Annotated in this window: 25 protein-coding genes and 3 pseudogenes; 22 read left to right on the top strand and 6 right to left on the bottom strand. The window is 44.1% G+C overall.

Features of this window, described 5'->3' with window-relative positions; genetic code table 11:
• Positions 1–3: 3 nt before the first annotated feature.
• Positions 4–1,407, top strand: a complete 1,404-nt coding sequence (locus LC065_RS08660) for an FAD-binding oxidoreductase (protein WP_226592159.1) — start codon at positions 4–6, stop codon at positions 1,405–1,407.
• Positions 1,400–2,683, top strand: a complete 1,284-nt coding sequence (locus LC065_RS08665) for a (Fe-S)-binding protein (RefSeq protein ID WP_306163896.1) — start codon at positions 1,400–1,402, stop codon at positions 2,681–2,683. Before LC065_RS08660 ends, LC065_RS08665 begins: the two co-directional genes overlap by 8 nt.
• Positions 2,684–2,834: 151 nt before the next feature.
• Here the strand turns inward: LC065_RS08665 and LC065_RS08670 are convergent, their stop codons facing one another.
• Together LC065_RS08670 and LC065_RS08675 are read right to left on the bottom strand one after the other, a co-directional pair.
• Entirely contained in the window at positions 2,835–3,782 is a 948-nt protein-coding gene (locus LC065_RS08670) for a nuclease-related domain-containing protein (protein WP_226592155.1), read from the bottom strand.
• Positions 3,783–4,064: 282 nt separating this feature from the next.
• Positions 4,065–4,922 carry an STAS domain-containing protein gene (locus LC065_RS08675; protein ID WP_226592153.1) on the bottom strand — a complete coding sequence of 286 codons (858 nt, stop codon included), beginning with the start codon at positions 4,920–4,922 and terminating at the stop codon, positions 4,065–4,067.
• 270 nt (positions 4,923–5,192) lie between these two features.
• On the opposite strand from LC065_RS08675, the gene LC065_RS08680 reads away from it, so the two are divergent.
• From LC065_RS08680 to LC065_RS08690, 3 genes are all read left to right on the top strand, one after another.
• The gene (locus LC065_RS08680; RefSeq protein ID WP_226592151.1) at positions 5,193–6,002 is read left to right on the top strand and encodes a glutamine ABC transporter substrate-binding protein; all 810 of its coding nucleotides are present in this window, start codon (positions 5,193–5,195) and stop codon (positions 6,000–6,002) included.
• 117 nt (positions 6,003–6,119) lie between these two features.
• Complete coding sequence (locus tag LC065_RS08685; protein ID WP_115822824.1) at positions 6,120–6,776, top strand: amino acid ABC transporter permease; 657 nt, start codon at positions 6,120–6,122, stop codon at positions 6,774–6,776.
• The gene (locus LC065_RS08690) at positions 6,776–7,498 is read left to right on the top strand and encodes an amino acid ABC transporter ATP-binding protein (RefSeq protein WP_226592149.1); all 723 of its coding nucleotides are present in this window, start codon (positions 6,776–6,778) and stop codon (positions 7,496–7,498) included. Before LC065_RS08685 ends, LC065_RS08690 begins: the two co-directional genes overlap by 1 nt.
• 39 nt (positions 7,499–7,537) lie before the next feature.
• Here LC065_RS08690 and LC065_RS08695 read toward each other — a convergent pair whose 3' ends face one another.
• Both LC065_RS08695 and LC065_RS08700 read right to left on the bottom strand, forming a co-directional pair.
• Positions 7,538–8,503, bottom strand: a complete 966-nt coding sequence (locus LC065_RS08695) for a sodium:calcium antiporter (protein ID WP_226592146.1) — start codon at positions 8,501–8,503, stop codon at positions 7,538–7,540.
• A gap of 817 nt (positions 8,504–9,320) precedes the next feature.
• Positions 9,321–10,514: a S8 family peptidase gene (locus tag LC065_RS08700; protein ID WP_306163898.1), complete on the bottom strand. Its 1,194-nt coding sequence runs from the start codon at positions 10,512–10,514 to the stop codon at positions 9,321–9,323.
• Positions 10,515–10,964: 450 nt separating this feature from the next.
• On the opposite strand from LC065_RS08700, the gene gvpQ reads away from it, so the two are divergent.
• The 17 genes and pseudogenes from gvpQ (at position 10,965) to LC065_RS08785 (ending at position 21,576) form a co-directional block, all read left to right on the top strand.
• Positions 10,965–11,498: a gas vesicle protein GvpQ gene (gene gvpQ, locus LC065_RS08705; RefSeq protein ID WP_226592144.1), complete on the top strand. Its 534-nt coding sequence runs from the start codon at positions 10,965–10,967 to the stop codon at positions 11,496–11,498.
• Positions 11,499–11,518: 20 nt separating this feature from the next.
• A complete protein-coding gene (gene gvpA, locus LC065_RS08710) occupies positions 11,519–11,812 on the top strand; it encodes a gas vesicle structural protein GvpA (RefSeq protein WP_226592142.1) in 294 nt (97 codons plus the stop codon).
• Positions 11,813–11,919: 107 nt separating this feature from the next.
• A complete protein-coding gene (gene gvpO / locus LC065_RS08715; protein ID WP_226592140.1) occupies positions 11,920–12,180 on the top strand; it encodes a gas vesicle protein GvpO in 261 nt (86 codons plus the stop codon).
• Positions 12,181–12,191: 11 nt separating this feature from the next.
• Complete coding sequence (gvpN, locus tag LC065_RS08720; protein ID WP_226592138.1) at positions 12,192–13,097, top strand: gas vesicle protein GvpN; 906 nt, start codon at positions 12,192–12,194, stop codon at positions 13,095–13,097.
• A 9-nt stretch (positions 13,098–13,106) separates the two neighbouring features.
• Positions 13,107–13,865, top strand: coding sequence for a GvpL/GvpF family gas vesicle protein (locus tag LC065_RS08725; RefSeq protein ID WP_306163899.1), 759 nt, complete (start codon positions 13,107–13,109; stop codon positions 13,863–13,865).
• 54 nt (positions 13,866–13,919) lie between these two features.
• Entirely contained in the window at positions 13,920–14,117 is a 198-nt protein-coding gene (locus LC065_RS08730) for a gas vesicle protein GvpG (RefSeq protein WP_371933425.1), read from the top strand.
• Between the two features lie 12 nt (positions 14,118–14,129).
• Positions 14,130–14,948, top strand: a complete 819-nt coding sequence (locus tag LC065_RS08735; RefSeq protein ID WP_226592131.1) for a GvpL/GvpF family gas vesicle protein — start codon at positions 14,130–14,132, stop codon at positions 14,946–14,948.
• The gene (locus LC065_RS08740) at positions 14,935–15,198 is read left to right on the top strand and encodes a gas vesicle protein (RefSeq protein ID WP_306163900.1); all 264 of its coding nucleotides are present in this window, start codon (positions 14,935–14,937) and stop codon (positions 15,196–15,198) included. The genes LC065_RS08735 and LC065_RS08740 overlap by 14 nt, the downstream gene beginning before the upstream one ends.
• A pseudogene (locus tag LC065_RS08745) lies at positions 15,185–15,485 on the top strand (gas vesicle protein K). The gene LC065_RS08740 and the pseudogene LC065_RS08745 overlap by 14 nt, the downstream one beginning before the upstream one ends.
• Before the next feature lie 16 nt (positions 15,486–15,501).
• On the top strand, positions 15,502–15,816 hold the full coding sequence (locus LC065_RS08750; RefSeq protein WP_089651269.1) for a gas vesicle protein: 315 nt from the start codon (positions 15,502–15,504) through the stop codon (positions 15,814–15,816).
• A gap of 14 nt (positions 15,817–15,830) precedes the next feature.
• On the top strand, positions 15,831–16,406 hold the full coding sequence (locus LC065_RS08755) for a YtxH domain-containing protein (protein ID WP_226592125.1): 576 nt from the start codon (positions 15,831–15,833) through the stop codon (positions 16,404–16,406).
• Between the two features lie 27 nt (positions 16,407–16,433).
• The gene (gvpU, locus tag LC065_RS08760; protein WP_226592123.1) at positions 16,434–16,793 is read left to right on the top strand and encodes a gas vesicle accessory protein GvpU; all 360 of its coding nucleotides are present in this window, start codon (positions 16,434–16,436) and stop codon (positions 16,791–16,793) included.
• 143 nt (positions 16,794–16,936) lie between these two features.
• Positions 16,937–18,070, top strand: coding sequence for an acyltransferase (locus LC065_RS08765; RefSeq protein ID WP_226592122.1), 1,134 nt, complete (start codon positions 16,937–16,939; stop codon positions 18,068–18,070).
• A 142-nt stretch (positions 18,071–18,212) separates the two neighbouring features.
• Positions 18,213–19,949: pseudogene (locus LC065_RS08770) on the top strand (carbon starvation CstA family protein).
• A 59-nt stretch (positions 19,950–20,008) separates the two neighbouring features.
• On the top strand, positions 20,009–20,374 hold the full coding sequence (locus LC065_RS08775) for a hypothetical protein (protein ID WP_226592118.1): 366 nt from the start codon (positions 20,009–20,011) through the stop codon (positions 20,372–20,374).
• The gene (locus tag LC065_RS08780; RefSeq protein WP_089651275.1) at positions 20,353–20,616 is read left to right on the top strand and encodes a cory-CC-star protein; all 264 of its coding nucleotides are present in this window, start codon (positions 20,353–20,355) and stop codon (positions 20,614–20,616) included. The genes LC065_RS08775 and LC065_RS08780 overlap by 22 nt, the downstream gene beginning before the upstream one ends.
• A 12-nt stretch (positions 20,617–20,628) precedes the next feature.
• Positions 20,629–21,576, top strand: a complete 948-nt coding sequence (locus tag LC065_RS08785) for an ArsA family ATPase (RefSeq protein ID WP_226592116.1) — start codon at positions 20,629–20,631, stop codon at positions 21,574–21,576.
• A gap of 72 nt (positions 21,577–21,648) precedes the next feature.
• Here the strand turns inward: LC065_RS08785 and LC065_RS08790 are convergent.
• Positions 21,649–23,021, bottom strand: a pseudogene (locus tag LC065_RS08790) (MATE family efflux transporter).
• A 17-nt stretch (positions 23,022–23,038) separates the two neighbouring features.
• Entirely contained in the window at positions 23,039–24,775 is a 1,737-nt protein-coding gene (locus LC065_RS08795; RefSeq protein WP_226592112.1) for a glycoside hydrolase family 13 protein, read from the bottom strand.
• Positions 24,776–24,982: the final 207 nt, after the last annotated feature.

Consider the following 24,982-nt stretch of genomic DNA (forward strand, 5'->3'; position numbering starts at 1 on the left):
CGTATGGAAAAGTGGTTGGAAGAGCTGCAATCTCTGCTTCCGGAAGAGCGTGTTTTAACGTCCTTGGCCGACCGTCATAGTTACAGTTTTGATGCTTCTTTTGGGGAACACCTGCCGGATGCTGTGGTGCAGGTGAAAGAAAATCGGGAAGTCGCTGATGTTCTGAAGCTTGCCAATCGTTATAAAGTACCGGTTCACCCACGCGGTTCCGGCACTTGTCTGAGCGGCGGCCCCCTTCCTGTTCACGGCGGGATTGTTTTGGATATGTCGCAGTTCCCGGCAATCATCGATCTTAGTCCGCGCGACTTGACGGTAAAAGTGACGCCGAGTGTATTAACTGGAAACATCAATAAAGCGGCAGAGAAACACGGACTGATGTATGCCCCTGACCCAAGCAGTGCCCATGTAGCAACGATTGGAGGCAATCTTGCGGAAAGCTCCGGCGGTCCCCGGGGACTGAAATATGGAGTAACGAAGGACCACGTACTTGGGTTGGAGGTCGTAACCCCTGAAGGCGAAATCATGAAGACGGGTGGTCAAACGATCAAGAATGTCACGGGCATTGATTTGACGAAGCTGATCGTCGGATCGGAAGGAACGCTTGGCGTCATCGTCGGGGCTACGTTGAAGCTGATGCCGAAGCCGCCCGCTGTGCAGACGATTATGGTTGCTTTCGATGAAGTGCGAAAAGCAGGGGAGGCCATCTCTCAGACGCTGACGTCAGGAATTCTGCCAGCCAAGATGGAATTTATGGATCAAGCGTGTATTGTCGCCGTCGAAAACTTCCAGCCGGTCGGCCTGCCTGTCGATGCAGCTGCTGTCATCATCATTGAGCTGGATGGACATCCAGAAACGCTGCGTGTCGAGCGGGGCCTGATCGAGGAGATCATGGAAGAGATGGGCGCGAAAGAAATCATCATTCCTAAAAGTGATGAGGAAGCGGCCAAACTTTGGCATGCGCGCAAGCAAGTGTCACCTGCGATTGCGAAGATTAAGCCGACGAAAGTATCCGAAGACGCGACCGTTCCGAGGAGCAAGATCCCGGACTTTATGGACCGGTTAGAGATCATCAAAGAAAAGTACGGCCTCGACGTGGTCGCTTTTGGCCATGCCGGAGACGGCAACCTGCACCCGAACATTTTATGCGACAAACGCAATGTGGAAGAGATGAAGCTTGTTGAACAAGCGGTGGAGGACATGTTTCAGGCTGCTCTCGATCTTGGCGGCACGCTTTCCGGCGAGCACGGGATCGGTACGATGAAGGCGCCGTTCATGGAGCTTGAACTTGGAGAAGTCGGACTCGACATGATGAAGCGGATTAAGGACAGCTGGGACCCGAATGGCATCTTGAACCCGGGCAAAGTTTTTCCTGAAAAGGGGCAGAAGTTGGTGCTGCACCATGAGTAGTTCGCTGAAGGAACGCCTGAATTATGACAAGACGTTCGACTGTGTCCAGTGCGGCTATTGTCTTCCGGCCTGTCCCACTTATGAAACGATGGAAAAAGAAACCCATTCACCGAGAGGGCGCATCAATCTTGTGAAGATGGTTGCCGAAGGAAAAGCGTCCGTCGAAGATTTGAAGGAACCGATTGAAAAGTGTCTTGGCTGTATGGCCTGTACGACCGTCTGTCCAACGAACGTTCAGTATGGAGAGATCTTTGTAGGAGCCAAGCGTGTGATTGATGAGGAAAGGCCGCGCCGGCGCCGGCTAGTGGAGGATTTCTTTTTCCAGTCATTCTTTCCTTCTACCAAATGGATGAATGCGTTGGGGAATGTGACTTGGCTTTATCAGAAGAGTGGGTTGCAGAAGGTTTCGCAGCGGTTTGGGCTGACGAAAAGAGCTCCGCTTCGAATTCATGAATTTGAATCGGCTTTGCCGAGTATGCCTGGACCGAGAAATCGCCGTGCCCGTGCGGATCGGTATGTACGTAAGCGGCCGGCTGCGGCAAAGGTTGGATTCTTTAAAGGATGCGTCATGGACAGCGTCTTTTTTGAAACGAATCAGAATACGGTGGAGCTTTTGCTGCGGAGTGGCGCTGAGGTTGTTTTCCCAGAAGCGCAGACGTGCTGCGGGGCTCTTCACGCTCATACAGGCAAAGTGGACCAGTCGGTAGAACTTGCCAAGCGGAATATTGAAGCTTTTGAGGAAGAAGGCTTCGATTATATCGTGAATAATGCTGGTGGCTGTGGCGCGCGTTTGGTGGAGTATGCGCATTTGTTTGATGAGGGCACAGAGTGGCATGAGCGTGCGGTAAGGTTTGTTGATCGAGTGCGGGATATTTCTGAAGTGCTTGTAGAGTTGGACGGGCTCACTTTTGAAAAAGAGCTTGCAAAGACCGTTACCTATCAACCTTCCTGTCATTTGCGCAATGTACAGAAGGTGACGAGCGAACCTCTGGATTTGATTCGCCGCATTCATGGTGTGGAATTGCGTGAGTTGGAGCGGCCGGAGTTTTGCTGCGGATCCGCTGGCGTGTACAATATCACAAACTACGAAGAAGCGATGGATATTCTGGACGTCAAAATGCAGGATGTGTGTGGCACGGGAGCTGGTGGTGTTGTGACTTCAAACCCCGGTTGTCAGCTGCAGATGAAGCTTGGAGTGGAGCGTGAAGGTTTGGGGATGGATGCTGTACATTTGGTAGATTTATTGATGGAGGCTGATCCTAGGCCGAAGTGGTGAGGCGATCTCTTGATGAGGTCGTCTTTTTTGTGTTTGGGAAGTGTGGTGGTCGGCGGATATCGGCTGAATTTTGGTTATATCAATTAAAAATGGGATATATCAATTAAAATCAAGATATATCGGCTGAAATAGAAATATATCAATTAAACTATTACAAAAAGTACACTCTTCCTTTATTCTCCCCTTCGGATCTTAAATTCATATCTTTTAGTATATTTTGCATAGCTGAGGGAGAGGTGATAAGCAAAAAACTTCTTGCTTGAAGGTTATTAATTCTAGGTCCCATAAGTAATGAGTAATCACTTAGTGCAGGGATGTGCGCTCTCCGGTCTTTATGAAGACAAATACCGCACTGCCAAGTTCCGCGTTTTCTTTTCATAGGGAGAGCGGTACAATTCGTGCAAAATACCCCTCGTTTAAAATCTATTATAGAAAGAGAGAAATATTCAATATAATCAAATTCATTATCTGTATGGTCAGATAGTAATTCGCTAGATAGTAAATGAAGAGAAGAGGTACTTAACTTCTGTAAATCGTTGTGCTGAGAGATAATCTCTTCCACTTTTTCCGGCAGAGCTTCCGTACGGATAACGATATCAAGGGAAGGATCATCGGTCTTTATCGAAGTACCAGGATGACTGTTGGCAACGAGGCAGTAAATAGGAACGTCTGGAAAACCTTTTAAATGAAGCCATTGCTGAAACTGTCTTCGGTGTCTCCTCACTTGAAGAACAGGGTCAGAAAACGTTTGCGGTCCCTCATCCCATGTTCTGGAGAGAAAGTTGAATCTTTGATTGTAAAACAACTCTCCACCAATATTCTTCGCTTCAACAATCAAGATCCATTGGTTCGTCATAACCAGGCAGTCAATTTGGAAATAGTGGGTACCGTCATAGAGACGTAGGTGATGGAAGATTCGGTAGTGTTCGGGGAGATAGGAGAGTGGAAAGTTGAGAGCGAGTTCTCCTTTGTGGCCGGAGAGACGGTTTTTGAGGTGTTCTTTAACTTTTGGCATTTGGGGGTGGCTTTCATGAAGACGTCGTTCTATTGCTTGCAGTTGTTCGATGTCTCGTGGAAATGCACGCTGCTTAATAATCATGACATTCGTCCTTTTTATTTTTATCATACGATAAAAGGTGCTAACGAGCCTAGCAAATATTTCAACTCCCCCGACCTTCGTATGCTGGAATGGATGCAACAAAACAAATGAAGGATGACTCGTGAGAACACCCACATTCTATTACTAGATTTAAAAAAGATCGCGCGCGTGTTGGAGCTGGGAAAATAACTAGTTTTAAAAAAAAAGAGCTCCACCATCCAAAGGTGGAGCTCTTCGTATGGATAAACGATATGAAACAAAACCTTGCCAACGAGACTGGTATTAATGACTCTCTACTAATTTAAACCCAATAGTTGAAAGTGCTGTCTGCAGGTTCGGAACAGTCTTAGGTTTGGTTTTAGCCAGCACATTGGTTTCGATTTCTTTCTGTGCTATTTCCGGGGTAATACCCGTCAACATTGGTTCAATCCCCATTACTTGTAGAGCGTGAATCAGCTTCGGTAACATTTCGGAGAAAAACTGGTCTCGTACAACTAATCCGGAAAGATCGAGGACGAAATAATCGATATCCTGTTCTTTTCCATATCGAAGGACATCGCCCATCAATTTGTCCGCACGTTCTTCGTCAACAATGCCCTGGATAGGGATTACGGACACGCCATCAGTAATCGGGATGATCGGTGCATTCATCAATCCCATATTATAGTGGGTCTGATCAAGGTCAATCATGTGAGAAAGGACAGACGCAATGGTTTGTAGAAATTCGATATCTTCTTCCTTAAAATCTTTTTCTTCCTTATCCATCACGCAAAGAGTCCCGAACACACTTCCTTTTAAATCTTTCAGCGTCACGCCGAGGTATCCTTTTACCTCTAAGAGAGCAGAGGCTTCCATTTCGCAAGTGAGTTTGTCTTCCATTAAGTTGTTTGTTCTAAGTATTTGGTCTTGATCATTAATGATTAACCGGCAGTGACTTTCTTCATAATCAATCGTGAACCCCTCGGGGACGATTTCTTCCTGTTTATTTAACGAACTCAGTACAGTCATGGAGTTTTTGTCTCTCATTGTGATGTAAGTGGTCTGTACATCAAGTCGCTGAGTTATGACTTCAAAGATCTTTTGAGCAGCTGATTTGAGAGAATAATATTGCTCCGATCCATAGTGATATTCTTCCGACATGTAAAACCTTCCCTTTCACAAGATTAGGAACTATCCCCTATTATACCCTATTACCCTTTCAGACTGTGATTAACCCTCTTATTTCATAATTTCTTGTCGTATTCGTTAGTTAATTGACAAAAAACAAAGAAAAAGTGAGTAATTATCCGGAAAGTTTAATAGAATCGCTATTTTCGGTCAAAAAAAGCGTTAAAAGTATTATTCAGAAAATTTGCAAGAGTAGTAAAATTTGAGATAATAGAAGTCACATAATAAAAGGGGGAAAAATGAATGAAAGCAAAATGGTACTTATTCATTATGGTTATGGCTTTAAGTATGCTTCTTGCTGCCTGTGGCAGTGACAACGAATCCGGTACATCCGGAGACTCCGAAGGGGATTCCGGTGGAGAAACATACACAGTAGCGACGGATAACAACTTTGTTCCTTTTGAGTTCATGAACGAGGAAACGGGAGAAATGGAAGGCTTTGATATTGATCTGATCAAAGCGATTGCTGACGAAGCTGGGTTCAATATTGAAATTGAATCTATGAAGTTTGATGGCGTAGTCGCTGGTATGCAATCCGGTCGTTATGACATCGGTATTGCTGGTATGACGATTACTGATGAACGTAAAGAGACCATCGATTTTTCTGATCCTTATTATGATGCTGGTCTAATGCTTGCGGTAAGCGCAGATAATGATGAAATCCAGTCCGAAGAAGACCTTGCAGGTAAAAAGGTGGGAACTCGTTCTGGTACAACGAGTGAAACGTACATCCGTGAAAACCACCCGGATGCAGAGTTGATTACATTCCCTGGAATCGTCGAAGCGTACATGGACCTTGAGTCTGGTCGTTTGGATGCGGTTATGTATGACGTCCCTAACGTCCAATACTACGTAGCGAATGACTCTGAAGGCTTAAAAACAGCTGGAGACATTTTGCAGGGTGAGCAATACGGAATCGCATTCCCTAAGGATTCCGAACTTGTGAGCGATGTGAATGAAGCATTGCAGACATTGATTGATAATGGCACATACGATGACATCTACGAAGAATGGTTCGGTGAGCGTAAATACGGCACAGAATCTTCGGAGTAATAGAGAGAAGCTGATCAGAAAAGCGTAGCAAGTGATTGGCTTGTTACGCTTTTTCCATGAATTGAATACTTGGCATGAACCATTACACCATTCAAAACACAAGGAGCGAATACATATATGGAGTTCATTACGGAATCGCACTATTTTCGTGTCATGCCGTTTTTGCTTGAAGGACTGGTATGGACACTACTCATCACTTTTGTTGGATTGATTTTCGGATTCGTTCTCGGGGCGGTCTTTGGATTTGCCCGTTTGTCGAAAAATAAAATCATATACGGACTTGCGACGGTTTACGTTGAAGCGGTTCGCGGGACCCCGATTTTAGCACAGATTCTATTCATTTATTTTGGTCTATCGGATTTAACCGGTATCAATATTGATAAAATTACGGCCTCTATCATAGCGATTGCCATTAATGCAGGTGCTTACATAGCAGAAATCGTACGAGGCGCGGTTTACTCGATCGATAAAGGGCAGGAAGAGGCTGGACGTTCCATCGGTCTTACAAGAAATCAGACGATGCGTTACATCATCTGGCCGCAAGCCTTCAGAAGAATGATTCCACCGCTTGGCAACCAGTTCGTCATCAGCTTGAAGGATACATCCCTTTTCTCCGTCATCGCTGTAGGAGAATTGCTTTACATGGGACAGCAGTATTACGGAATGACGTTCCAGGCCTTCCAGGCATTGACGATGGTTTGTGTGATGTACTTGATTATCACGGTACCGACTGCGGTGTACTTGAGAAGAGTTGAAAGGAGACTGGATGTGTAATGATTACCGTCAAAGATTTGCATAAATCATTCGGTTCCAACGAAGTGTTGAAAGGAATCAATGCAGAAATCAAAGAAAAAGAAGTGGTCTGTGTCATCGGGCCATCTGGTTCTGGAAAGAGTACGTTTTTACGGTGCTTGAACCTGCTTGAGGAAGTCACTTCTGGAGAAGTCATCATTCAAGGCGACAACCTGACTGATCCTAAAATCAATATCAATGATGTCCGCTCTCGTGTCGGAATGGTGTTTCAGCACTTTAACCTTTTCCCGCACAAGACCGTGCTTGATAACATTACGATTGGTCCAATCAAAGTGAAAAAAATGAAGAAAGCGGAAGCTGAAAAAATAGCACGCCCACTCCTTGAAAAAGTCGGTCTGAGTGATAAAGCGGACGCTTATCCTGAAAGCCTTTCCGGTGGGCAGAAACAACGTGTAGCGATCGCCCGTTCACTAGCGATGGAACCAAGCATCATGTTGTTTGACGAACCGACCTCAGCGCTTGACCCTGAACTTGTCGGGGACGTATTAGCGGTTATGAAAGAATTAGCCCAGGAAGGGATGACGATGGTGGTCGTCACCCACGAAATGGGATTTGCCCGCGAAGTTGGCGACCGGGTTCTGTTTATGGATGAAGGGATCATCATGGAAGAGGATGTACCAGCTAACTTATTTGGAAATCCACAAAATCCTAGAACGCAGGAGTTCTTAAGTAAAGTACTATAGAAAAATCCGCAGACGATGATGTCTGCGGATTTTTGACGTTTAAAAAAGGAAATAAGAAGAGACAAAATACATGACGACAATAAGGAGGGAAGGAGCTGCATAGCGAGCGAAGCTCTCGACACTTTTTCTTACCATCATGAAAATCGTCAGCACCATCATCCCAATGAATAAAAGGGCGATCGGGAGGTTGCTTCCTGATGTCGAATTCAGAATCGGACCGTTTTGATAAAAGAGGTCGGTAATAGCAAGAAGCTGCAGGTTGAACAAGTTACTCCCTAAAATGGAGCCCACTGCCATATCGTAATTCCCCATTTTAAACGCTACAAGTACGGTGACAAGTTCAGGCAGAGAGGTGGAAGCAGCAATCAAGAAACTCCCAACAAAGCTTGAACTCATCCCGGTTTGTTGAGCCAGTTGATCCCCGGATATCGACAGCGCACTACCGGCAGCGAAAACCACCACGGCGCTGATGGCAAAACCAATACTTGCCGATTTTAAGGAAACCGTTTTGCCTGTGGCTGCTGCTTCGTCCATTTCTTCTGCTTCATCATTTTCAAAGAAACGGACGGTCAGGATGTACAACCCGACAAGGAGGAACATTTCGATTCCTATATTAAAAAGCGAAAGGGTAGAGCTCATGTATAGCGAGACTACGACAACCAGCGTAAAGATGATCCCAGCGATCGCAGAAGGAAGATGCTGCTTCTGCTCAATACGGTTGAACATTTTTTGCTTGCGATAGATGAGATCAACAGCTGCGAGAATTAAGACATTAAACACATTACTTCCAAGCATATTTCCTACGGCAATGTCAGAGTTATCGATGTAGACGGCCGTTAAACTTGTGGTCAATTCCGGCAAAGATGTAGCTCCCGCTATAAGGAATGTTCCTACGACAGCTCCGCTTAAAGTAGACTTTTGACTGATGACATCCCCATAACGGTTCAGCTGAACCGCAGCTAGTACGACTACAACGGCTGAGATAGCGAATATGATAAAGTTCATCGTTTTCCTCCTCTGGATTGAGCCAATAAAAAAAGACCTTGGCCCCTAATTTCGTGCAGGCCAAGGTCTTGCGTACTATGGTCATAGTTTGGTGAACCGAGTGTTTGCACACTGAAATGACGATTCACCAACCGCATTATACGGTCGCTACTCCCCTTGTTACTATTAATATAGCTAATTCCTGTGAGAAGGTCAATAAAATAGTCATTCACCTATGACGATGATCTTCAACTATATGGCAGGATTGTGGAAGACTCAGTTTCGAGATAATGGGGGTTCGTTGCCTTGTGGAGCATCTGGGTGGCTGGGAAGCTACTCGCTTTCCTGTGGGGGAGTGGCGAGCTTCCTCGGACTTCGTCCTGCGGGATCTCGCCTATCTCCTTTCTCCCACGGTCTCGCAGCTTCCCAACCACCCCAATTTATATATGAGAAACGAACCCCTTTGCCCAGAGGGACTGCCTTCCACTATCCCACTGTTATAAGTATAAAGCGCTCTATATCAAGCTTTCAGGATCCGAATACATAGCTGGGCAGTTTAATTCTCACACTTCCATCAAGCAGGAAAGCTGCTTATTCCAGAAGTGGTTTCGAGACACTCATAAGGTAAAGGGGCGGAGGGAAACGGTGAGACTCCTATGGGACGTGTGGAACAGGTGAGACCCCGGAAGGCGTAGCCTGAGGAGGCTCACCGCCCGCCCCATGGAAAGCGAATCTTTTCCCGGATCCCCTAGAACCACATAATCGTCTCGAAACTGAGTCTTCAAGGATAGGGAGCTATTGTGAAACAAAAAAAGCGAAAAGGTGGCCGCTTTTTAGATTAATAGTTTACTGCGTCGTAAGAGTTGATCATACCGTGTTCGAAGTAGTAGCCGGTACCATAGATCGGATCAGCCGTTTGCTCGATTGCTGCACGGATATTGCTGTTGGAACGTCCTTGAGATGCAAGCAATCCAGCCAAGCCTGCTACGTGAGGGGAGGCCATGGATGTACCAGACATGTAGGCGTATCCTCTGTTGGGTACAGTGGAAGCGATGCTGACACCTGGAGCTGTAACGTCTACCCAGGTTCCGTAGTTAGAGAAGGAGGCTTTGTTGTTATTGCTATCTACAGCACCAACAGCGATGACATTGTCATAGGAAGCCGGTTCAAATGTTGTGGATACACCGTCGTTACCTGCAGCGGCAATGACGACTGATCCATTATTCCAGGCATAGTTTACTGCATCTTCAAGCGTTTGCGTGTCACAGTTACAGCCAAGAGAAAGGTTGATGACTTCAGCGCCTACGTCAGCCGAATAACGGATGGCATCGGCGATGTCATACAAAGAACCGCTGCCGTTTGCATCAAGTGCTCGGACGGCAAGGATCTTCGTGTTTGGAGCCATGCCGGCAACACCGGATCTGTTATTCGTTTCTGCCGCTGCCGTACCTGCGACATGTGTCCCGTGATTGTTCAAGTCCATTGGATCATTATCGTTGTCTACAAAGTCATAACCTTTGATAGTTTTTCCATCAAGGTCTGGGTGATTGTAGTCAACCCCTGAGTCGATGATGGCAATTTCATGGCTGCTGCTACCACGTGTAATATCCCATGCGGCTTCTGTGTCCGTGTTTTGTGGACCATACTGGTATCCACTATAGTAAGTATCGTTTGGTGTCCATGATGCTTCGAAAACGTAGTTTGGTTCTGCATATTCCACGTTCGGGTTTTTGCTTAGTGCTTTTGCGACAGCCTCTACGTTTCCGACTTTAAGTACTTTTACTTTGGAATCTACAAAAGAACGCTCTTCTGTCACTTCATCTGCTCCGAATTTTTTCAGTTGTTGGTCATTCAAAGACTTCCCATTTTTGAACTTAACTACAACTTCTCCTTTTACGAACTCTCCTTTGTCTTCCTGTACGTTGATTTTGTTCAATGACTCCGGCTCAGAATCGGCGAATGCTTGCCCTGTTGTCGGCAGGATGACCAGCGTGGCGGCCAGTGATAATGTTGCTAGTTTTTTCAACTTCAAATCTATTCCTCCTTAAAAGTTTATACTTTAGTAATTCTTTGATTTTCGCTGTTTTCCTTCAAAATACGAGTTGGGATAGTTGCGGTGATGTTAGGCTCTTAAAGGGGATTTGGCAGAACGATATTCCCAAGTTCATAAAGGCAAAAAGGGTCTTGGGGTCCACATAAGGTGAAGTAAATAGAAAAATAGTGGAATGATGTGGACGAAAAAGCTTGCCACTCATTTTTATGAAGGGCTAGGATGACTTTTAATAGAACTGTCATTTTTGTAAAGAATTTTATTTTCCTGTGTTTTCATAGTCTTATAGGTTCAGTGTTTCCGTAATATTGGATGTAATTCTTACCATTTTTCAACTTTTTTATCAAGCAAAGGGTTTTATAAGCCCCTTGGTGGGAAGTAAGGGTAGAAACCAGCCAAAAATTATACATGAATAGTAATGGGGTGGTGTTGATGTCTCATCTACGAAACGGTCAGGAGGAAGATCCATCCATCCTTGATCAAGTGGAAGGAGGTATAAAAAAGTCTGCAGCTGTGATCAAGGATAAGTTGCCGAACCCGGTTCATAAAATTATCCGGAAAGCAGATGACCCTCAAGAGGCGACTGAACATGCCAGGGATGAAATGAATGATCAAGCGGGAGATATTTTCCGGGAGCAATTCAAAAGGCAGATGCAGTCCCAAATCGAGGACATGAAGGGAGAGCTTCAGGAGAAAACTTCAGCGAATGCTGATCACGTCCATTCAAAGGCTGAGGAAGTAAAGCGGAAGGTTCAGGAGCATCTGCTTGAATTCAGAGAAAAACTCGGATCCGTCAAAGAATCCGGAGAGCAAATGCAGCGTTCGATAAATGAGAACAATTCTTCAAGTGGAACAATCAAAGGAGCGAACGATATCAAAGGCATTTCTCATATAAAGAGTTCCACTTCTATTAAAGGTTCAAAAGATATCAAAGGTTTATCAAGTATCAAAACGTATCATTCGTAAATATGGAGAGGAGATTTAACATGGCGATTCAAAAATCAACAGATAGTTCCAGTCTTGCAGAAGTGGTTGACCGTATTTTGGATAAAGGGATTGTGATCGACGCGTTTGCGCGTGTTTCAGTTGTAGGGATTGAACTAATTACGGTAGAAGCGAGAGTCGTAATTGCCAGTGTGGATACATGGCTCAGGTATGCAGAAGCTGTCGGTCTCCTGCGGGATGAAGTAGAAGAAGAAGGTCTTGGCGGCCGCCTTGGTGATGGAGAGGAAACATCACCTTCTCGTTCGTCGAATGAACGTGGAGAATTCAGTATATAAACGACTGCTGCTTTTTTTAAGGAATAGGATGGAATCTCTATTGGTTTCATCTTCTTCCTATATAAAGGAGAAAGTAGATTGCTAGGAAAAGAGAGGGATACACCGCTATGAAGGTCTTGAATGAAGTCACCGATTTTTTCAATGAAAACATTGCACCGCCACATAAAATTATATCCGCACGTAAGAAAGACCAGGAGTGGCGGGTATTGGTCGAAGTGATTGAAGAAAAGGAATACATGAAAAAGTATGCTCGAGATCAAATGGTTGGATTATATGAAGTTTTTTTGGATGAAAACATAGAAGTGACTGGCTTTTCCCGCTTAAGTCTCAGATACCGCAGCGATATTGAAGAACAGGTCGAGCAGTAGGAGGAGGGCTGATGAGTGTACTTAAACAAAACAGTGAACGTCTATCTTCCAACACAGATGTTTATGAACAGCCCTTCTTCAAAAGCTTGATCCGCCGGTCCTTGAACTATTTATCTGCCGGTTATCCTGTTCATTATACAGGGGCGTCGGGTATCGGGAAAACGACGCTTGCCATCCATGTCGCGAAGCGAAGAAATCGCCCGGTAACGCTGATTACAGGTAACAAAGATTTGACCAATGATGACTTGATCGGGGCTTTTAAAGGCTACAGCCGCAAAAAGTTGAATGATAACTTTGTAAGAACCGTGAGAAAAATCGAAGAAAATGTGACGGAAGATTGGGTGAGCGGTCATCTTTATGAAGCGGTGAAACACGGGCATACCGTGGTGTATGACGAGTTTACGAGGTCAAGCCCGGAAACGAACAACCTGTTTTTATCCGTTCTCGAAGAAAAAATTCTGCCCTTGTATGGATCGAAAAGCAAGGATTCGCACATCAGGGTTCACCCGGACTTCAGAATCGTTTTTACGAGTAATCCCGCTGAGTATATCGGAGTATATGACACGCAGGATGCATTGATGAACCGGATGATTTCCATTCCATTGAATGCTCTGAGTATGGAAGCTGAAGTGGCGATTGTAATGGAGAGGACGAAAATCAAACAGGCCAAGGCGGAAGCGATCGTATGTTTTGTAAGAGGTGTAAAAGAGTCAACGGGTGACAAGAAGGGGCTATTGAGCCTGCGCGCCTCCATTATGATTGCTGATTTAGTTAAAAAAACGAGTGTCCGTGTGGATGGAAAGGATGAAGCGTTCCAGAACCTTTGTCTGGATATGACTTATTTTTCCGTCTTATCTATGACGGAGAATGAAGAAGAAGCAAGGGAAATCATTCTCGATCATTGCAAAAAGGTATAGGAGGTACTTATGGCTGAAGATATGGGAATTTATGTGTTCTGTTGTATTCAAACAACAAAGGAGAAAAATTTTGGAACCGTCGAATTTGAGGGAGAAGAAAAAGAAGTTTTCACGGTCCAGCATAAAGATGCAGCCATGGTTGCTGTTAAAGCTCCGATAAAAATCTATCATCCGAAGAAAAAAGCGCTCATGACTCACCAGCAAGTGATTTCAAGAGTCATGGACTCGGAGAGTTCTGTCGTTCCCATCAGCTTTGGGAATGTCTTTAATACGAAAGAAGATACGCAAGTGCTCATTGAAAACCTTTACCCTCAACTTGAGAAGCTGTTTGTAGAAGTAAGGAATAAGATCGAAATCGGTTTGAAAATCGTTGGAAAAAGAGAGTGGTTAGAAGAGCAGATCATCCAGAACGACCGGGTGAAAAAGAAAAAGGAAACGGTAGCAAACAAATCAGAAGCGGCCGGCTACTTCGACCGGATTCAGCTTGGAGAGATGGCTCGCGACTTTTTCACCACGATTCAAAAGGAAATCGAAACCACCATACACGCTCCTTTGGACCGATTAGCAGAAGCCTCTCAAGTGAACGAAACGATTGGTGAAAAAATGCTCTTGAATGGGGCATATTTAATCGATCGGGAAAAAGAGGAGGCCTTCGATAAAAAAGTGAACGAGCTGCAGCGGTGGAAGGAATATGTTGATTTCAAATATACGGGACCGTGGCCTGCGTATAATTTCATCAACATCAAGTTGAAAGTAGAAGCCTCATGATTCAAAAACTATTCACTTCGCCCATCCATTTGATAAAAAAAAGTCGGAGAGCATGTGAAAGAAGAAGTGGATAAGGAAATGTACGACCTCGAACATATTCAAAAGAAATTAATTCAGCTGCAAATGATGTATGAATTGGAAGAGATTTCGGAAGAGCATTATGAGGAGCAGGAAGAAGAGCTGCTTATCCGATATGAAGTCGCCAAAAAGATGGAGATGGAGCAATGGGAGAACATGACGAAAAGGAAGTAAGGAGTTTTCAAGATGGAAAGGCTACTGTATTTGTATGGAATCTCTCTTAAAGAGGAAGCGGATGTTCAAAAAATCTCTGACTTTAAGGGGATCGACGGGAAGGCTGGTCTTGAAGTGCTGGATTATGGCTGGTGTTCAGCACTTGTGAGTAAGGTCGAGGAAGATGAGTTTGGGGAAGAGGCATTGGAAGTGAATACGAAACAAATGGCATGGGTGCAGGATAAGGCCTACCTTCATCATGAAATATTAATGAGCTTGAAGAATGCCCTCACTTTAATTCCGATGAAGTTTTGTACGCTGTTCCAGAACGAAGAAAGCCTGAAAAAGAAAATGGATGTTCATGAAAAAGAATGGATGACACAGCTAGAGAGATTAAAAGGAAAAGAAGAGTGGAACATTAAAATCTACAATCACTCTGACCGTTTAAAGGAGCAGGTGGCGGACCATCATCCTGAGATTCAAAAGAAAAAAGAGGAAATCTCACAGATGTCCAAAGGGATGCAGTACTTGCAAAGGAAAAAACTCGATCAGTCCATTGATCAGCAAGTATTACAAGAGCAGCAGAAATACGTGAGGCAGTTACATAGTGAGTGGAAGGCACTATGTGAAGACACGGCTGAGAAAAAAGTCTGGAATAAGAACGTGACCGGAAAAGAAGCGGATATGTGTTGGAATGGTGCCTACTTGATCGAGATTGAAAAAGTAGAAACTTTTTTAAGAGAAGTAACGGAAGCGAATGAACAAGGGAAAAAGGCAGGCTGGATCATAGAAGCGACAGGGCCATGGCCGCCGTATCACTTTTCGTCACTCTCTAAAAGTGAGGTGGGATGAGTGTCCTACAGGGGAAAACTTTGAAAACCAGGATATTGCCCTGATTGATATTTTAGATACCGTTCTGGATAAAGGAGTGGCTATCAAGGGAGATATCATCATTTCCATTGCTGGCATCGATCTTGTTTATGTGGACTTGAAGGTATTGATTTCTTCTGTAGAAACTCTCGTCCAATCCAGCCTGGATGACACCTTGAACTCAAAAGTGATGGACAGGGAAAAGGAGGCGTTGGAACGTGTCACAAAGTAACTTACAAGAGCAGCCATTTAAAAGTGGCCGCCTCAATTTAGACCCGGATGGAGCTGAGCAGGGGCTCGCAACAACTCGTCTTAACGGTCATTGAACTGCTGCGTCAACTCGTGGAAAAACAAGCCATCCGCCGCGTCGATGGTGGAACGTTGTCGGAAGAGCAGATTGAGCAGCTGGGCGTGGCACTCATGAACCTCGAACTGAAAATGGACGAACTGAAAGAGATTTTCGACCTGGATGATGAGGATCTCAATATCGATTTAGGACCTTTAGGTAATTTGTTATAAAAAGGAGGCATCATAGATGTCCATTGAACACCCGACTCAGTCAAACAGTATTGTGGATGTGTTAGAAACCGTCCTGGATAAAGGGGTGGTCATCGCTGGGGATATCAGAGTGGGACTTGCGGATGTGGAGCTTTTGACAATCAAAATCCGCCTCATTGTCGCCTCTGTCGATAAAGCGAAAGAAATCGGCATGGACTGGTGGGAAACCGACCCGTATTTGAATTCGAAAGCAGCTCAATCGAACACGGAAGCTTTGGAAAAAGAAAATGAAGAATTGCAAAAACGCATTGAACAATTGGAGAAAAACATGCAGAAAGTCTATCAAAAATAAAAGGAGAGAAAACCATGAGTGAATCCAAAACACAGTTGACCAATCCAACGAATGACGAGAACAAACAGCAGGAAACGGATCATAAAAGCAGTCACCGGGTGACCAGAGCCATTGTCGGTGGAGTACTTGGAGCAGCCGCAGGATTTTTATTAAACCCGAATCGTGCAGGAGAACATAAGGAAAGTATGAAAGAAAAAGCAGGAAAAGCCGGTGGACAATTGAAAGATCTGCAAAACCAAACGAAAGATAAAACAAACGAAGTGGTTGGTCGTGTGAAAGACAAAGTGAAAAATAGTTCTGATGAAGAAGAGAATAAGGAAGAAACGCCTTCTCTGAATGGAGCGGATCTATCTCAAAAACAATTGGAATCCCCTGGTGATGAAGCTGCTGCTACAGAGGAAATGGAACAGGCTGAGGATGAAGAAATCGTCAACGAAACCAATGAAGAGGAAAACCATGAGGAAACGGAAGATGAAAATGATGGGGAACAGGGAAATGAAGAACCTGTGAAGAACGAAGAAGAGGGCGGTAAAGAAGGGATGAGACCGGGTAAAACGACTTTAATTGTGAACGACGATACCATCAAGTAAGAACGATTAGAGAAGGGAAGAGGTTAAATGGATAATATTCTACGAAACTTCGTAAAAGCAGCCAACCAGGGGGATTTTTCTCTCGATATTACCTTGAATGTCAATGGCGCGTTGGTTACTGGAACAACGGTATCTGCTAAGAAATATATGCAATCGTTGAGCCGTACCTTTGAAAACGGCAATGAGATATCCCAGGAATTGAGTGAGAAGTTATCCCGTGCGAGTGAGGTCAACTATGCGCATGAGGAAATCAACTATATTCATTTGGAAGAAGCGCAAGTGTACAATGGCGATGCCAAGCCCACGCCTTCTGAAGGAAGTTTTTACTGGCGGGGGAAGCTTGACGAAGTGGATGGTTTTTTCCTTGGGAAGATTGATGCAAGTTAAGAGTTGTCACTTGTCCAATTTTTACCTGATATATTACCTAAAGTAAAAAAGAGATGATAAAACAGCAACAACCCCCAAAATGATGCTTGACCATGGTAAGATGACGTGTGTTTAAATCATGATTACAAATGAGGATGATAAAAATGGCTAGAGAAAAAATTGAGTCTATCTTTCTATTACGGCTCTTTGCCATGGTCATGGTAGTTCTGGTTCACGTCACCGGAACCTATGCTTCCATTTTACCAGCAGATGGTGATGCGTTCGGAAAGTACCATTTCCTAAATAGAATTATTAGAATAGAAGCAGGAATCTTCATTATGATCACCGCTATGGTGTTCTTCTATAAATATATTGAACAGAGAATGGATTGGAAAGAATTAAAGTCTTTTTACAAAAAGAGAGCCTTGTATATTGTTGTCCCGTATCTTTTATGGGCTTTATTCTATGAAGCTTATTCCATTTATATTGGGGCTGTTCGTTTTGATATGAGTGAGATTGGGATGCGGATTTTAAAGGGTGAATCCTTTTATCAGCTTCACTTTATTTTCTTGATTGTGCAATTTTATTTATTTTTCCCAGCTATCTTATTTGTTGTGAAAAAGGTCACCTTCATTAAAAAGTATCTATGGCTATTTGGAATGGTGGTAGCCGTTGCCTATCATTTTCTGAATCGTGAATTTCAGTTAATCCCATTCACTTTCTTTTTGAGCAGTATGGGACCGTATCTTTTAGGAGCCTGGATTGGAATTAACTTCAAAGAACAAAAACAAAGAATATACAACAAATCAACCATTGCCTGGGTTTTTGTTGCGATTGCCGCGGGCATTGCGACTGTCCAGCTTTACTACCATCTATACACGGTATCTTCTATTTATTTGCCAGGATGGACGTATTTGATCGTGAATTTGATTTATATGATGGCGGGAAGCTATGTCATGTTCCGCTTGATGGAAATTATCGCACGCAAATGGAGACCGATTCTTCCATACGTAAAAAATATAGCGGTCTATTCGTTTGGGTTTTATCTCCTTCATCCTATTGTTTTGAAAGTAGTAGCTCAGGTTGTTCCCACTCCTGGTAACTACTGGTTTCATATTGGTATTATGCTAAGGTTTGGGCTGACCTTGTTCTTCTGCTATTTCATCATTTGGCTCGCGCATCGTTATTTGCCTTTTGCCGGTTTGCTTTTCGGAAAGTTGCCAAAAGAGAAGCCTGCTTTCCTAGGGATTACACGTTCTGTTAACAAATATGAAGAAGCAAAAACATCAGCGCAGTAAGAGGGAAGCAAATGCTTCTCTCTTTTTTTGTTCATTATTTTCAGAAAAATCTGTATATCGCATTGAATTTAGAAAGGAAAGTAATATATAATACATTTAAATGTAAACGTATACATATTTTTGTAGATTGAGGAGGGTTTTTGTGAGTGGGATTTGGTTAGCTGTTGTTGGAGGTCTCATCTTTTTTCTAGGTTATCGGTATTATTCGAAATTCATTGCCGAAAAGATTTATCGTCTCGATCCGAACTATGTCACACCCGCCCATCAGTATAAGGATGGTGTCGATTTTGTTCCTACGAATAAATTCGTTTTGTGGGGGCACCATTTCACCTCCGTCGCAGGTGCGGCTCCGATTGTCGGACCGGCGATTGCCGTGTATTGGGGCTGGCTGCCTGCTGTGCTTTGGGTATTACTAGGAACTGTTTTTGCTGCCGGGGTCCATGATTTCGGTACTCTTGTATTGTCGGTCAGAAACAAAGGACAATCCATCGGTACGCTTGCCAGTAAGTTGATCGGTCAAAAAGCGAAAGTGCTGTTTTTATTTATCATTTTACTGCTTGTTCTAATGGTAAACGCTGTTTTCGCCTGGGTCATTGCGAATCTATTCATTTCATTCCCTGCGAGTGTCCTATCTGTTTTTATTCAAATACCTCTGGCCGTTTGGATCGGCTACAGTGTGTATAAAAAGCAGGGGAACATGCTGCTTCCATCGATTGTAGCGCTTGCGGTTATGTATTTAACGGCCATCGTTGCGAGTTATGTACCTGTACTTCAAATCGACCTTGTCCGCTATTTTGGTGGCGAAGGTGCTTCAACATTATTTGGACTTAATGCGACGTCCATGGCCTTTTTTGTATGGATTGTCGTGTTAATGGTGTACGTGTATATCGCTTCCACTTTGCCGGTTTGGAAGCTGTTGCAGCCGAGAGACTATATCAACTCGCATCAGCTGATTGTCGGGCTTGGTCTTCTATATTTAGGGCTTCTTTTCACTAACCCTGAAATTACAGCACCTGTGACAAACGCTTCTGCGGATACGTCCTGATTCCCATTGCTGTTCATTACGATTGCCTGTGGAGCGATTTCCGGTTTCCACGGTCTTGTATCGTCAGGTACATCTTCTAAACAATTGAATAAAGAGACAGACGCTCGTTTTGTCGGTTATTTGGGTTCAATTGGTGAAGGGGCTTTGGCTCTCGTTGCGATTATCGCAGTTGTAACTTTTTTCCCTACAGCAGGTGAATTTTCAGCGACGTACAGCGGATTTACTGCGGCGAGTGGTGCAGGACTTGGCGTCTTTATCCAAGGCGCAGGACAGCTTGCATCGGGACTTGGTATTCCGGCATCTGTTGCCGCAACGATCGTTTCCGTTATCGTCGTAAGCTTTGCCGCAACGACCTTAGACTCTTCTGTTCGTTTGATGCGTTATATCATCGCTGAACTTGGAACGGAATATAAAGTGACGCCGCTTACGAAAACGCATGTGGCGACAACTGTCGCAGTTGTTTCCAGTGCTGCATTGACTTTAATCCCACAAGGTCCTAAAGGATTTGGCTCTGGTGGATACTTGCTTTGGCCTTTATTCGGGACTTCGAACCAGCTGCTGGCAGGAATCAGTTTGCTGCTCGTTTCCATTTGGTTGAAACGTCAAGGACGTAACTATCTGCCTACGATCATTCCGATGGTTTTCCTCATGTTTATGACATTGTGGGCCATGATCGATCAGGTAGTGACTGAATGGGCACCATGGAATGAAGGAAGCGACTGGATGTTGTTCACTTTCGGCGCCATCATTCTCGTGTTTACCTTCTGGATTCTCATTACAGCGTTTTCTGCAATTGCAGGAAATCGAGACGATTCTATTGAGAAAAGCGCGTAATCATTTAAGGAAGCCGGCATTTGTCGGCTTTCTTTTTCCTTGAAAGGAGCATCAACACCATGAAAGAAATCATGATCATTCGCCCTGAAAAAGAAATTGGCATGGGATGTTGTGGAGGAATATGCAGCGATGACGATGGTTTCATTGACATGAAGGAAGAGTTTAAGCACCACGACCAGGACCGTGAAAAATTAGGAGAGTGGTATAGAGAAAACCAGACGGAAGGGGTGCATGTGGATTATGTAGATCCAAGGAATCTCCTGGCCATACTCGTATATTTTATCAAGCATGTAAAGAGAGGACATATATCCATTTGGAGTGCGTTGCGGTCGATCTTTTTTCGAATGGGTTACAATAGTTTGTTCATTAATGGCAGATGGATAGAAAATAAGGAGGGAGAGGCATGGAGAAAAAGTTTTCGTTAAAGCGGTTATTTGAGTTTTATGATGAAGTGTTAAGCCTCCCTCACAAACAGGAAATTGCCAGGGAACTGAGGGATGAGGATGATCTCTTTTTACTTCTTGTGTATTCAGACATGTTAGGAATACCGAATCCAGCTTTTTATTATACATTAGAACTGTATCCGCACATTATTGAAAAGTTTCACGACTGGCATTTGCGAATGGGGATGGAAAAGTCTCCGCTCGATGGCATTCGTTGTTGTTAGAGGAGGAGTAGAATGAAAGGTTTGCATGAGAATAAGGTTATTTTTGTGGGTGGAAAAGGAGGAGTAGGAAAGTCAACATCCTCTGCTTCCCTTGCTGTTGCGCTTGCAAAAGAAGGACATCGGATCCTTGTGGTATCTACCGACCCTGCCCATAACCTTGGAGATATATTTCATGAAAAAGTCAATCATGAGAAAACAGCATTAATGGAAAACCTCTGGGGAATTGAAATCGATCCCGTTCATGAATCTAAGCGATACATTTCCGGTGTGAAAGATAATTTAGAAGGCCTTGTGAAATCAAAAATGGTGGAAGAGGTTCACAGACAGATTGATATGGCTAGTGCTTCTCCGGGGGCGGATGAAGCGGCTCTGTTTGATCGTCTCATTTCTATCATTCTTGAAGAATCGGAGCATTTTGACAAGATCGTATTTGATACAGCGCCAACAGGGCATACGATCCGTTTATTGACGCTGCCGGAACTAATGAGTGTTTGGATCGATGGAATGCTTGAACGCAGAAAAAAGATTAACGACAACTACACACAGCTGCTGAATGATGGGGATCCAGTTGATGATCCTATTTACGATGTGCTGCAGCGTAGGAAAGAAAAATTTGCGGCCGTAAGGGAAATAATCCTTGATCCAGATCAAACTGGTTTTGTATTTGTACTGATCCCGGAACGGCTTCCCATTCTTGAAACCGAACAGGCGATTCGTAAATTGAAACAGCATGACTTGATTGTGAAGACTTTGATCATCAATAAAGTTTTGCCCGATTACGCAGACGGTGAATTTCTTGCCAAGAGACGGAAACAGGAAGAAACATATCTAGAGGAAATTAGAGAGAAATTCAAAGAACAACAGTTAATTCAAATCCCATTATTTGAAGAAGACGTTTCCGATATGAACAAACTAAAAACCTTCTCAAACAACCTGAGTGACGGCGTAAAGGCACCGTGATTATTTTGATTTCCATATTATGTATGACCTGGTACGCCAAATATATCCATTTGAACAGAAGAAAACGCACAGTCAGCTTGTATTTGCTTGACTGTGCGCTTTTTCATTTGGGGTGACAAAAGATTTCTTCAGCCATATTCTCGATTTCCATCTTCGCAGCATAAGGATACCGCGCAGCCATTCGTCGACGATGAACCCCGATCCAAATTCCAATCAACCCGTAAGCAAAGTGTAGACCGAAAATCCAGGCGATGGTCACTTGAATTCCCCACATCGATAGGATTCCCACGATGACAGGAAAGCGGACATCGCCAGCGGCTCTTAGTGAGTTGATGACGACAAGGTTGAAAGCTCGTCCCGGCTCAAGTAGAACCGTCAGCATCAACAGGATACCACCTGTTGTTAAGATAGTGGGATCGTCTGTAAAGAGACCCAGCAAGAAGTCGCTGGAAAAATAGAAGACGACCGCAACAGATAAAGAGATGACAATGGCAAACTGTAAGCTCCGGATACATTGCCGGTAAGCTTTCTCGGTCTCTTTTGCGCCGATGTAATGGCCAATCAATATTTGCGTTCCCTGCCCGATAGCAATAGAGCATAAAAAAAATGAACATCATCAGGTTTTGAGCATAGACTTTTGTCGTGATCGCTGTCGCTCCCATTTGTGCGACAAAATAGGTGATGACCATCTGACTGGCATTGTATGAGAGCTGCTCGCCGGCAGATGGTACACCGATATGAAGCAGATTTTTAATATGAGCTTTTTCATAGTGATAAAAAGATCGCCAGGGCAGGTCGCCGGCCACACGTTTGATGAGCAGTAATAGGAGAACAATAAACCCGAAAGCTCTCGAAATCGCTGTTACATACGCGACACCTTCTACGCCAAAGACGGGAAGACCGAATGGTCCGAAAATGACAAAGTAGTTACCGATGACGTTCAGGATATTCATGCCGATTGTCACATACATCGGATCTTTCGTGTGACCATAACTTCTAAGCAGCGCTCCAATGGTCATCAGCATGGCCTGAACAAAAATAAGTCCGCCGACAATGTTCATGTAGTCCTTGGCGTCTCCCATTAAAGAGGAAGGCAAATCCATCACATTCAGGATCTGTTCGCTAAATACAAAGAGGCCCAAACTGAGAAGGAGCGAGAACCATAAATTGACACTGAGTGACGTAACCGATATGCTTCCCGCCTCTTTCTTTTGTTCGGCACCAAGGTTTTGAGCGACTAAGATAGCCGCACCCGTCGCCACGAACCCGAACATCACAATTACGACGGAAAGGATTTGGTTCGAGACCCCGACGGCCGCTACGGCATCGTCGGAGTATTGACTGAGCATGAGTGTATCCGCGTTACCCATCAACATGTGGAGCAGAACTTCAATGAAGATCGGCCATGTGAGGGCGAACAGCGTCATTTTTTTAGCTTGAGTCATGGAAAGACTCCTCTACATTACTTTTTCTCCAAAATTATATATCCAGATGGGCTTAAAGATGTTCTTTCCCCTTGAAGTGTGGAGTTTTTGTCACTGTCCACGATTCTTGATGATGATGTGCCCTCTATAGAAAGGGAGTCGGAGGAAAGGTTGATTAAGAACAAAAGAGTCTGTTCATCAGACCTTTTTTCATAGGCAAGGACTTGATCCCCGTAATCAATGAATGAGAACCTGCCGTGGTTACCAAATGCTGGCTCTGATTTTCGAAGGCTGATCAACTTCTGTATAAAGGAGAACAACTCCTGATCTTGATCCTCTTCTTCCCATATCATGCATTTTCGGCAGCCAGGGTCTTGTCCGCCTGTCATGCCTATTTCATCTCCGTAATATATGCAAGGGGTCCCTTCATAAGAAAGCTGGAAAAGGTACATCAATTGAGCTGCCTTTTTATCTCCATCAGCATAGGTCAGGACTCTAGGGGTGTCATGACTGTCGAGAAGGTTAAACGCGACTTCATTCACCGATACAGGATACATATGCTGGACATGGGACAGCACATTCTTAAATTGTTCCATCCCGATTTTTTTCTTAGCAAAAAAGTCGATGACTGCGTTTGTGAACGGGTAGTTCATGACCGCATCGAACTGATCGCCTTGCAGCCAGGGCATCGAGTCATGCCAGATTTCCCCGAGAATATAAGCGTCCGCTTTTGCTTCCTTGACGGTTTGACGGAATTCTCTCCAGAAAGCATGGTCTACTTCATTCGCAACATCCAGCCGCCATCCATCAATATCAAACTCTTCAATCCAATAGCGAGCGACTTTCAGAAGGTAGTCTTTGACTTCAGGGTTTTCTGTATTGAGCTTCGGCATGCTGGATACATAAGCGAAAGCGTCGTAGTTCGGGAGAGGATCTGTGATGACTTTGTCTCCTCTTAAATGGAACCAGTCCGCATATTCGGAATCGATTCCATTTTTTAGTACGTCCTGAAACGGTTCGAAGTAGTAACCGCTATGATTGAAAACGGCGTCCAACATGACCCGGATGCCGCGTTTATGACACTCTTTCACGAGCTTGCGGAAGGTTGCTTTATCCCCGAATTGCGGGTCGATTTCCATGTAGTCGATCGTGTCATATTTATGATTGGAATGGGCCTTGAATATCGGTGTGAAATAAATGCCGTTGATGCCGAGTTTTTCAAGGTGATCGAGATGATCCATGACGCCTTGAAAATCCCCTCCAAAAAAGTTCGTTGGAGATGGAGCTTTACTTCCCCATGCCAAGGTCCCATCAGGATCCAGGGAGGCATCTCCGTGCGCGAACCGTTCAGGGAAAATTTGATACCATACCGTATCCTTAACCCACTCAGGTGCCTGAAAGACGTCGATGCTGTTCAAGAACGGGAAGCAGAAGTGATAAGCGGTATCATCTAATGGAACCTCGTCATAAAAGCCTTTTTCGGTGAAGACGGTTTTCTCTTTTCCGTCCTGCAGTAAAAAGGAGTAGCGGAGTCTGCGGAAGGGTGGTTCTAATGTTGCAAACCAATAGTCGAAAAGTTCGTCAGAGCCGGATTTCTGCATGGGCTTTTGTTCGGCCTGCCACTGTCCATCGGCCCAGTTGTAAGGATCTCCGTGGATGAGTTGGACAGCATCGATATCCTCTTTTTTTGTTCGTAAACGAATGTGGATGGTCTTCTCATTATACGCGTAAGCATAGTTATTCTTCGGTCTGTGGTAGACGGCTTCTTTGAACATGATTATTCATCCTTTCTGAACAAGCGTTTGCACATAAATATACCTTTCTATTAAATAAAACTATAGAAGAAAGAAGGCGAAGTCAATGGAAATGTGAAAGCGTTAACGTACTGTTATAGATAGTGAAATATATTTTTACTATTTTATAAGAAAACGCTTGCAAATAAATTTCTAGTTTGTATAATTAGAATCAAGATGTGTGCAATC

Origin of the sequence: Halobacillus litoralis, assembly GCF_020524085.2 — a bacterium.
Taxonomy (GTDB): Bacteria; Bacillota; Bacilli; order Bacillales; family Halobacillaceae; genus Halobacillus; species Halobacillus litoralis_E.

Bases quoted from the DNA above. Each gene is read 5' to 3' on its own strand.
- LC065_RS08660 (WP_226592159.1), top strand. From the start codon at position 4: ATGGAAAAGTGGTTGGAAGAGCTGCAATCTCTGCTTCCGGAAGAGCGT.
- LC065_RS08665 (WP_306163896.1), top strand. From the start codon at position 1,400: ATGAGTAGTTCGCTGAAGGAACGCCTGAATTATGACAAGACGTTCGAC.
- LC065_RS08670 (WP_226592155.1), bottom strand. From the start codon at position 3,782: ATGATTATTAAGCAGCGTGCATTTCCACGAGACATCGAACAACTGCAA.
- LC065_RS08675 (WP_226592153.1), bottom strand. From the start codon at position 4,922: ATGTCGGAAGAATATCACTATGGATCGGAGCAATATTATTCTCTCAAA.
- LC065_RS08680 (WP_226592151.1), top strand. From the start codon at position 5,193: ATGAAAGCAAAATGGTACTTATTCATTATGGTTATGGCTTTAAGTATG.
- LC065_RS08685 (WP_115822824.1), top strand. From the start codon at position 6,120: ATGGAGTTCATTACGGAATCGCACTATTTTCGTGTCATGCCGTTTTTG.
- LC065_RS08690 (WP_226592149.1), top strand. From the start codon at position 6,776: ATGATTACCGTCAAAGATTTGCATAAATCATTCGGTTCCAACGAAGTG.
- LC065_RS08695 (WP_226592146.1), bottom strand. From the start codon at position 8,503: ATGAACTTTATCATATTCGCTATCTCAGCCGTTGTAGTCGTACTAGCT.
- gvpQ (WP_226592144.1), top strand. From the start codon at position 10,965: ATGTCTCATCTACGAAACGGTCAGGAGGAAGATCCATCCATCCTTGAT.
- gvpA (WP_226592142.1), top strand. From the start codon at position 11,519: ATGGCGATTCAAAAATCAACAGATAGTTCCAGTCTTGCAGAAGTGGTT.
- gvpO (WP_226592140.1), top strand. From the start codon at position 11,920: ATGAAGGTCTTGAATGAAGTCACCGATTTTTTCAATGAAAACATTGCA.
- gvpN (WP_226592138.1), top strand. From the start codon at position 12,192: ATGAGTGTACTTAAACAAAACAGTGAACGTCTATCTTCCAACACAGAT.
- LC065_RS08725 (WP_306163899.1), top strand. From the start codon at position 13,107: ATGGCTGAAGATATGGGAATTTATGTGTTCTGTTGTATTCAAACAACA.
- LC065_RS08735 (WP_226592131.1), top strand. From the start codon at position 14,130: ATGGAAAGGCTACTGTATTTGTATGGAATCTCTCTTAAAGAGGAAGCG.
- LC065_RS08750 (WP_089651269.1), top strand. From the start codon at position 15,502: ATGTCCATTGAACACCCGACTCAGTCAAACAGTATTGTGGATGTGTTA.
- LC065_RS08755 (WP_226592125.1), top strand. From the start codon at position 15,831: ATGAGTGAATCCAAAACACAGTTGACCAATCCAACGAATGACGAGAAC.
- gvpU (WP_226592123.1), top strand. From the start codon at position 16,434: ATGGATAATATTCTACGAAACTTCGTAAAAGCAGCCAACCAGGGGGAT.
- LC065_RS08765 (WP_226592122.1), top strand. From the start codon at position 16,937: ATGGCTAGAGAAAAAATTGAGTCTATCTTTCTATTACGGCTCTTTGCC.
- LC065_RS08775 (WP_226592118.1), top strand. From the start codon at position 20,009: ATGAAAGAAATCATGATCATTCGCCCTGAAAAAGAAATTGGCATGGGA.
- LC065_RS08780 (WP_089651275.1), top strand. From the start codon at position 20,353: ATGGAGAAAAAGTTTTCGTTAAAGCGGTTATTTGAGTTTTATGATGAA.
- LC065_RS08785 (WP_226592116.1), top strand. From the start codon at position 20,629: ATGAAAGGTTTGCATGAGAATAAGGTTATTTTTGTGGGTGGAAAAGGA.
- LC065_RS08795 (WP_226592112.1), bottom strand. From the start codon at position 24,775: ATGTTCAAAGAAGCCGTCTACCACAGACCGAAGAATAACTATGCTTAC.